The sequence below is a fragment of the Streptomyces sp. NPDC007346 genome, from assembly GCF_040703535.1.
GTDB lineage: Bacteria > Actinomycetota > Actinomycetes > Streptomycetales > Streptomycetaceae > Streptomyces.
Window position 1 is genome coordinate 1 of sequence record NZ_JBEYKR010000214.1, and the last position, 8,511, is coordinate 8,511.

The window sequence follows — 8,511 nt, forward strand, 5'->3', positions numbered from 1 at the left end:
CCCCGCCCCCGCGGCCCCCCGTGAGGTGGCCCCGCGGGTGGTGGGGGCCCCCCCCCCCCCCCCCCGGCCCCCGGGCGGCTGGGGCCCCGGCGCGGGCCCGGCGCGCGTCCGGCCGGAACACGTCCGGCGCGGGCCCGCCGCAGAACGGACCGTTCGCGGACCGGACCGGGAGCGGAACGGACCGCCGCGGACCGAACCGGCCGCAGAACGAACGGAATAAGTCGTACAAGCATCGCTGAAGAGTGGCAATTCACCCTCCACTCCGAAGAGGTGCGAAACCGGATCATCCCCCAGGTCAGGGACGGATCCACCCTTCGCGGACCCTCGCGCCGACCCGATCCGAAGATGTGCCAGAGTTGCCACGTCCGGCCTCTGAACACGTACCGTACGGCGGAACAGGCGGACCAGCCGGGAGACCGGGAAGGGGCAGCTGGGTTGACCACGCACGCACCGCAGGCGATGCAGTCGGTGACGCTGCCGGCCTCGCTCGACGAGGCCGTGGCGGCGCTGGAAGCCATGCCTGCCGCCGTCCCCGTGGCAGGGGGAACGGACCTGATGGCGGCCGTGAACAGGGGGCTCCTGCGCCCCTCGGGACTGGTCGGCCTCGGCCGGATCAGCGAGCTGCGCGGCTGGCACTACCAGGACGGCCACGCCCTGCTCGGCGCCGGCCTCACCCACGCCCGCACGGGACGGCCCGACTTCGCCGCCCTGATCCCCGCCCTCGCCGCCTCCGCGCGCGCCGCGGGCCCACCCCAGATCCGTAACGCCGGAACGCTCGGCGGCAACATCGCCACCGCCGCGCCCACCGGCGACGCCCTGCCGGTGCTGGCCGCCCTGGAGGCCGAACTGGTCGTCGCCGGGCCCGGCGGCGTCCGCCGCGAGATCCCCGTCTCGCACCTGCTGGCCGGGCGCGAGATGCTGGGCCCGGCCGAGCTGATCGGCTTCGTCCGCGTACCGCTGCTGCACGCCCCGCAGGTGTTCCTGAAGGCCACCGGCCGCACCGGCCCCGGCCGCGCCACCGCCTCGGTCGCCATCGTGCTCGACCCGGCCCGGCGCGGCGTGCGCTGCGCGGTCGGCGCCATCGCCCCGATGCCGCTGCGCCCGCTGGAGGCGGAGCGGTGGATCGCCTCCCTGATCGACTGGGACGGCGAGCGGGGCCTGGCCCCCGACGCGCTGGCGGCCTTCGGCGAGTACGTCGCCGCCGCCTGCATCCCGGACCACGCACCGCCGGCCGACGGATCCGAGGCCCCGCCGCTGTCCCCCGCCGTACTCCACCTGCGGCGCACCGTCGCCGCGCTCGCCCGACGCGCACTGGGGAGGGCACTGTCGTGAGCAATGAGGAACACCCCGGCCGGCAGGGCGGCCAGGACCCGCAGGGTCACCACGACGAGCAGGGGCGGCACGGGCACGCCGACGGCCCCGACCCCCGGTACGGGGGCTGGGAGCCGACGCCGCAGAGCGGTGAGTACGACGCGGACGCCACCGCGTTCGTCCAGCTGCCGCCGGAGGACCTGGCCGGCGCCCCGCTGGCCGCCCCCGGCCACGGGTACGTACCGCCGATGATCCTGCCGCTGACCCCGGCCGCCGGTCTGGACCCGGCCGCGACGGGCAGCTGGGTCGTGCAGACGCAGAGCCAGCAGCAGGCACAGGCCGAGCGGCGCGCCCAGGAGGCGGCTCCGGGCGCGGTGCACTGGCCGGACCCGAACGAGCAGGGCGGCTACGCGCAGCCGTACCAGGACACGTCGCACTCCACGGCCCAGTGGAACTTCACCGAGGCCTTCGGGGGACAGGCCGCACCCGGCACCGGCCCGGCTCCGGCCGACCCCACCGACCACGCGGACCGCACGCACCACGCGGACTCCGGCGACCACTCAGCCCACGGTGACCGCACAGGCCACCAGGACCACACAGGCCACGTCGACCACTCAGGCCACCAGGAGCACACGGGCCACCAGGACCACACCGCCCCCTCCGAGCACACCAGCCACACCGACCCCTCCGGGCACACCGACCCCTCCGGGCACACCGGCCAGTGGACGATCCCGGTCGCGGACGGGGATCTCCCGGACGAGTCGGGCGAGTTCCTGGCCTCGGCCGCGGCCTCGCAGCAGTGGTACGCGAACGACACCCGCCCGGCCACCCTGCCCGGCGGCGCCCCCGCCCCCTGGGCGACGCAGCCGCAGCCGCAGTCCGAGGAGCCTCCGGCGCCCGTACCCCCCGGGCCGGACGAGGAGCACGCGACGGCGCACCCCGCCGCCGCCCCCGAGGCCGCCCACCCGCTCCCCGGCACCGGACCGGAAGCGACGCCCCGGCCGCAGCCGGCCTCCGGGACGGCCCACCGGACCGAACCGGAAGCAGAACCGGAGCAGGAGAGGGAGCAGGAGAGGGAGCAGGAGAGGCAGCGAGAGCAGGACCAGGAAGCGGAAGCCCCGGCCGGCACGGAAGCGGACCCGTCGCCCGCCCCCGCGACGGACCCCCCGGCGGCCACCGCGACCGACCCCGAAGCCGCCCCCGCGACCGACCCGGAAGCCACCTCCGCGACCGAGTACGCGCAGGCCACCGAGCAGGAGTCCGCGCAGCCCACCACCTCCGAGCCGGCCTCCGACCCCGCCTCGCACCCCGTCCCCGAGGACACGGCGACAGCCGCCCCCGAGGCCGGACCGGACCCGCGACCCGAAGCGGAACCGGAATCGGAGCCGGACCCGGCCCACGACCCCGCGCACGACCCGGCCGCCGCCCCCGTCGACGTACCCAGCGAACACCCCGCCGCCTCCTACCTCCTGCACGTCAACGGCGTGGACCGCCCGGTCGGCGACGCCTGGATCGGCGAGTCCCTGCTCTACGTGCTCCGCGAGCGCCTGGGCCTGGCCGGAGCCAAGGACGGCTGCTCGCAGGGCGAGTGCGGGGCGTGCAACGTCCAGGTCGACGGCCGCCTGGTCGCCTCCTGCCTGGTGCCCGCCGCCACCGCCGCGGGCAGCGAGGTCCGTACGGTCGAGGGGCTGGCCGTCGACGGCGAACCCTCCGACGTCCAGCGCGCCCTGTCCGCCCGCGGGGCCGTCCAGTGCGGCTTCTGCATCCCCGGCATGGCGATGACCGTCCACGACCTGCTGGAGGGCAACCACGCCCCCAGCGAGCTGGAGACCCGCCAGGCCCTCTGCGGCAACCTCTGCCGCTGCTCCGGCTACCGGGGCGTCCTCGACGCGGTCGCGGACGTCGTGGCGGGCCGTGAGGCGAGCGCGGAGGCGGCCGCCACCGCCCCGGCCCAGGAAGAGGCGCGCATCCCGCACCAGGCGGAACCGGGCGCCGGCGGCGTACAGCACCACCCGAACGAGGGAGGCGCGCAGTGATCCACGCGCGCGGACCCGCCTCACCAGGACAGCACCACGCGACACCACAGGTCACCCGCCGCCGGCGCGGCGGAGCGAACGACAAGGAGGCGGCGTGAGCGGCGACGCGGCCACCGCGGCCAACGCGACCAGCACCAGCCTGCCCAGGATCGACGCCGCCGCCGGCGGGTCGGGCGACGGCCCCGGCCAGGAACCGCCCCTGATGGGCCTGGGCGCCTCGCTGCCGCCCGCCGACGCCCGCGCGAAGACCGAGGGCACCTTCCCGTACGCCGCCGATCTCTGGGCCGAGGGGCTGCTGTGGGCCTCCGTGCTCCGCTCGCCGCACCCGCACGCCCGCATCCTGTCCATCGACACCTCGGCCGCCGCCGCGATGCCCGGGGTGCGCGCGGTCGTCACGCACGAGGACGTCCCCGGGGACGGCAACTACGGCCGCCGGGTCGTCGACCGCCCCGTCTTCGCCTCCGAACTGGTCCGCCACCACGGCGAACCGATCGCCGCCGTCGCCGCCGACCACCCGGACACCGCGCGGCTGGCCGCCGCCGCCATCGCCGTCGAGTACGAGGTGCTGGAGCCGGTCACGGACCCGGAGAAGGCGTTCGCGGCGGAGCCCCTGCACCCGGACGGCAACCTGATCCGGCATATCCCCCTGCGGTACGGCGACGAGGGGGCGACCGGTGAGGTGATCGTCGAGGGCCTGTACCGCATCGGCCGCCAGGACCCGGCCCCCATCGGCGCGGAGGCCGGCCTCGCCGTGCCCCGCCCGGACGGCGGCGTCGAGATCTACACCGCCTCCACCGACCCGCACACCGACCGCGACCTGGCCGCCGCCTGCTTCGGCCTGGAACCGGACCGGGTCAAGGTCGTCGTCACCGGCGTCCCCGGCGCGACCGGCGACCGCGAGGACCCCGGCTTCCAGATCCCGCTGGGCCTGCTCGCCCTGCGCACCGGCTGCCCGGTGAAGCTGGCCGCCACCCGCGAGGAGTCCTTCCTCGGCCACGCCCACCGCCACCCGACTCTGCTGCGCTACCGCCACCACGCGGACGCGGAGGGCCGGCTGGTCAAGGTGGAGGCCCAGATCCTGCTGGACGCGGGCGCGTACGCGGACGACTCCTCCGAGTCGCTGGCCGCCGCCGTGGCGTTCGCGTGCGGCCCGTACGTCGTCCCGCACGCCTTCATCGAGGGGTGGGCGGTCCGGACGAACAACCCGCCCTCCGGTCACGTACGCGGTGAGGGCGCGATGCAGGTGTGCGCGGCGTACGAGGGCCAGATGGACAAGCTGGCCGCCAAGATCGGCATCGACCCGGCCGAACTGCGCCTGCGCAACGCGCTCTCGACGGGCGACATCCTCCCCACCGGCCAGACCGTGACCTGCCCGGCCCCGGTGGCCGAACTCCTCCGCGCGGTCCGCGACCACCCCCTCCCCGCCCTCCCCAAGAACACCCCGGAGGACGACTGGCTGCTGCCCGGCGGCCCCGAGGGCGCGGGTGAACCCGGCGCGATCCGCCGGGGAGTCGGCTACGGGGTCGGCATGGTCCACATGCTGGGCGCCGAGGGCGCGGACGAGGTCTCCACGGCCACGGTCCGGGTCCACGACGGCGTCGCCACGGTGATCTGCGCGGCGGTCGAGACCGGCCAGGGCTTCACGACCCTCGCCCGTCAGATCGTCCAGGAGGTCCTGGGTGTGGACGAGGTCCATGTGGCAGCGGTCGACACCGACCAGCCGCCCGCGGGCCCGGCGACGCACGGCCGGCACACCTGGGTCTCCGGCGGGGCGGTGGAGCGGGCGGCGAAGATGGTCCGCACCCAGCTCCTCCAGCCGCTGGCCCACAAGTTCGGCATGTCCACCGAGCTGCTCCAGATCGCCGACGGCAAGATCACCTCGTACGACGGGGTCCTGTCCACCACCGTCATGGAGGCGATGGACGGCAAGGAGCTGTGGGCCACCGCCCAGTGCCGCCCCCACCCCACCGAGCCGCTGGACGGGTCCGGCCAGGGCGACGCCTTCGTGGGCCTCGCGTTCTGCGCGGTACGGGCGGTGGTCGACGTCGACATCGAGCTCGGCTCGATCCGCGTGGTGGAGATGGCGGTCGCCCAGGACGTCGGCCGCGTCCTCAACCCGGCGCAGCTCGCGATCCGGATCGAGGCGGGCATCACCCAGGGCATCGGCGCGGCCCTCACCGAGAACCTCCGCACCGCCCGCGGCCTGATCCGCCACCCCGACCTGACCGGCTACGCGCTCCCGACCTCGCTGGACGCCCCGGACATCCGTATCGTCAAACTGGTCGAGGAACGCGACGTCGTCGCCCCCTTCGGCGCCAAGCCGGCCTCCGCCGTCCCCGTCGTGACGGCCCCGGCCGCGGTGGCCTCGGCGATCCGCTCGGCCACCGGCCGCCCGGTGAACCGCCTGCCGGTGCGACCGCAGGCGGCGGTGGTGACGGCCCCGAAGGGCTGAGAAGGGGGCGTGCGGCCCAGCACCGTATGACCAGGGGGGGACTGGACATGATCTCTGAGCCGGAGCTGGTGGGGGAGTTCGGACCGGAGCACACCGCGGAGGCGGTGGGCGGCTTCGACCGGAAGCCGACCACCGGGCGCGGACGCGGCCACCACGTGCTCTGGGCCGCGGCCGGAGCACTGACAGCCTCCGCGATATGGGCGGTGGCCGTCTTCGCGTACGGCAGCGACGCCGACCCGAAGCCGGACACACACGGCTACCGACTGGACGGACACTCCTGTTCCGCGCTGCGGATGAAGGCGCTCGTCGCGTCGGTGGGGGAGCGCGCCGACGCGCCGAGCCTCGCGCCGGGGAGCATCGAGCACCCGGCGCTCGACAGCATCACGTGCGCCATGACCGTCACCGCCCCCAAGGGCTCCGAGGACGGCTACGGGTGGCGCCCCGGGTTCCACGTGGGGATGAGGGCCGAACTGCACAAGGAGACCGACCCCCTGCCCGAATTCGAGGCGCGCAAGACGGAAACGCCCTGGGGCGAGGGGGCGCAGCACATCGAACCGGTACCCGGCCTCGGGGACCGGGCCTATCTGCTGGTCCTGGACGAGGGCTCCTCGGAGCTGAGGGTGGTGGAGGGCGGAGCCGTCATCAGGCTCACCCTCTCCGCCTCCATGGACTACCCGGGCGCCGACGAGGGCAAGGAGCCGCCACAGGCGGAGCCCGAAGCCCCCGCGACGGAGCCGTACCACGCCGACCTGATCAGCGACATGCGCGATGTGATGGAGCAGCTGAAAAGAACAGCCTGAGCGCAGCGAGGAATGCGCAGCGGGAACAGAGGAAACAGGGGGGAATTCATGACGTTCGACAAGGAATGGGCGGAGTTACGCGCGGCAGCGGCCGAGCGGACCGCCATGCGGATCAACGGCGCACCGGCCGAGGGCGGCGGTGGCGGCGCACCCGACCTGGTGGTGAACCGGGACGACCTGGGCGCCATCGGGAACGACGCGTACGACCTGAGGACAAGGTTGTCGAAGGACGGCGACCACGCCCGCCCCGCCACCTTCGACGCGGCGATCGCGCTCACCAACGGCAACTTCAGAAGCGGTGCGGCGGTGCTCAAGGTGCACGACCGCTGGCGGACCCAGCTCAAGACGCTGCTGGACTCCTGCGCGCACATCTCGAACCACCTGGACTACACGAAGGCCCAGCACGCCAAGGACGAGGTGAAGGTCGTGGGCGACCTGACACCGATCTCCAAGCTGACGGAATACCTGAAGTAGGGCGCGGGGGAAGGCACATGCTGAAGTACGAGGACATCGTCGACGCCCCCGTGGCAAAGCTGAAGGCCGCGGCCGACGACTGGTCGGAAATGGCGGGCAAGCTGGACAAGCTCGCCACCCAGGCCGCCGACGGAATGAAGGCCGAGCCCGACTATCCGGCGTGGGTGCGGCAGGAGAAGGAGAACATCGCCGCCTGGCAGAAGAAGATCGACCTGATCGTCGACAACTGTGACGACGCCGATGTGTCCTTGAAGAACGCCCTTGAGGCCAACGTCACCGACCGCAAGGACTTCAGCGCTCCCACGTACACGAAGCTGGACCAGGAGGAGGCCGCCAGGGCCGCCGCGCCGGCCGCCAGGGGCCGCGACCTCACCCATACCGAACTCCAGGCGCTCAACGAGCTGCTGAGGGACAACAGCAAGTCGGTGGAGTTCTCGAAGAACTTCTACGAGAAGCTCGGCCCGGAGAAGACCCTCGCCTTCTTCGGGCAGCTCGCGACGGACACGTACCGGGACCTGAAAACTCGACAAGCAGCGGCTCAAGGACGTCCAGGCGCTCCAGAAGAATCTCGGGCTCAACCTGGCCGCCGCCTCGCAGGACAAGACGTTCTCGGCGGAATGGGGACCGGCGCTGCGCAAGCTCGGGACGGAACGTATCCCGCTCTCCAAGTACGACACCCCTGGTGACCCGTACGGATACCAACTGCTCGGCGGGATCATGCGGTACGGCAAATACGACGCGAAGTTCCTGAACCCGTTCCTTCGGCGCCACACGACAGCGGACGACAGGGCATTCCGTCAGGACATGAAGGAGTCGATGAGGAGCGGCTACTCGACCGGCAACGACCGGGAGAACCAGCAAGGCAGGGCGCCGGAGACCGGCTGACGAGGGAACATGAGGACGGACGGAGAGGTGAGGACCGTGGGGTCGGCGCGGGCAGGCCGCCTGGTTGCCGCTGTCGGGCTGGTACTGGCCGTGGGCGCCGGGGGTGCCGCATGCGGGTCGGGCGACGACGCGGCGGAGGAACCGTTCGTCGGGGCGGCGGAGGTCTGTGACGGGCTGTTCGCGGGACCCCTGGCGAAGAAGGTCGAGTCCGTGACGGGCGACACCGTGTTCCACAGGTCAGGGCCCGGGAAATTGGACGGTGTCGTCGACGCGCTGAGACGCGGTCACGAGTCCGGGAACGACTGGGCCACCGGTGCGGAGCTCTGCCGGTTGAGCCCGAAGGGCGGCGGGTCGCGGGACCGCGGCGCGCTGAGCTTCTCCATGTATGCCCCACAGGACGTGGGTGATCTTCGCCTGCCCGAGGGGTGGGAGCTGTACAGCATGGGCAAGCAGTCCGATTGGACATCTGTTTGTCCCACCACTCGGCCAGGCCTTTGAAGAACTCACCAGCTCCGGCCACGTTGGCAGCCTGAGTAAAGTCGATGCGCATTGA

At 73.4% G+C, this 8,511-nt stretch carries 6 protein-coding genes and 1 pseudogene; all 7 read left to right on the forward strand.

Features of this window, described 5'->3' with window-relative positions; all coding sequences use genetic code 11:
* The first annotated feature begins 435 nt into the window (after window positions 1-435).
* The 7 genes and pseudogenes from AB0917_RS32225 to AB0917_RS32255 all read left to right on the forward strand — a co-directional run bounded on the left by AB0917_RS32225 (window position 436) and on the right by AB0917_RS32255 (window position 8,456).
* A complete protein-coding gene (locus AB0917_RS32225; RefSeq protein ID WP_366823255.1) occupies window positions 436-1,332 on the forward strand; it encodes an FAD binding domain-containing protein in 897 nt (298 codons plus the stop codon).
* Window positions 1,329-3,347, forward strand: a complete 2,019-nt coding sequence (locus AB0917_RS32230) for a 2Fe-2S iron-sulfur cluster-binding protein (protein WP_366823256.1) — start codon at window positions 1,329-1,331, stop codon at window positions 3,345-3,347. Before AB0917_RS32225 ends, AB0917_RS32230 begins: the two co-directional genes overlap by 4 nt.
* Before the next feature lie 94 nt (window positions 3,348-3,441).
* Window positions 3,442-5,799, forward strand: a complete 2,358-nt coding sequence (locus AB0917_RS32235) for a molybdopterin cofactor-binding domain-containing protein (protein ID WP_366823257.1) — start codon at window positions 3,442-3,444, stop codon at window positions 5,797-5,799.
* Between the two features lie 47 nt (window positions 5,800-5,846).
* Window positions 5,847-6,599: a hypothetical protein gene (locus tag AB0917_RS32240; protein WP_366823258.1), complete on the forward strand. Its 753-nt coding sequence runs from the start codon at window positions 5,847-5,849 to the stop codon at window positions 6,597-6,599.
* Between the two features lie 48 nt (window positions 6,600-6,647).
* The gene (locus AB0917_RS32245; protein ID WP_366823259.1) at window positions 6,648-7,073 is read left to right on the forward strand and encodes a hypothetical protein; all 426 of its coding nucleotides are present in this window, start codon (window positions 6,648-6,650) and stop codon (window positions 7,071-7,073) included.
* Between the two features lie 17 nt (window positions 7,074-7,090).
* Window positions 7,091-7,829 (forward strand): annotated as a pseudogene (locus tag AB0917_RS32250) (hypothetical protein); the annotation flags it as partial.
* Between the two features lie 138 nt (window positions 7,830-7,967).
* On the forward strand, window positions 7,968-8,456 hold the full coding sequence (locus AB0917_RS32255) for a hypothetical protein (protein ID WP_366823260.1): 489 nt from the start codon (window positions 7,968-7,970) through the stop codon (window positions 8,454-8,456).
* Window positions 8,457-8,511 lie beyond the last annotated feature (55 nt).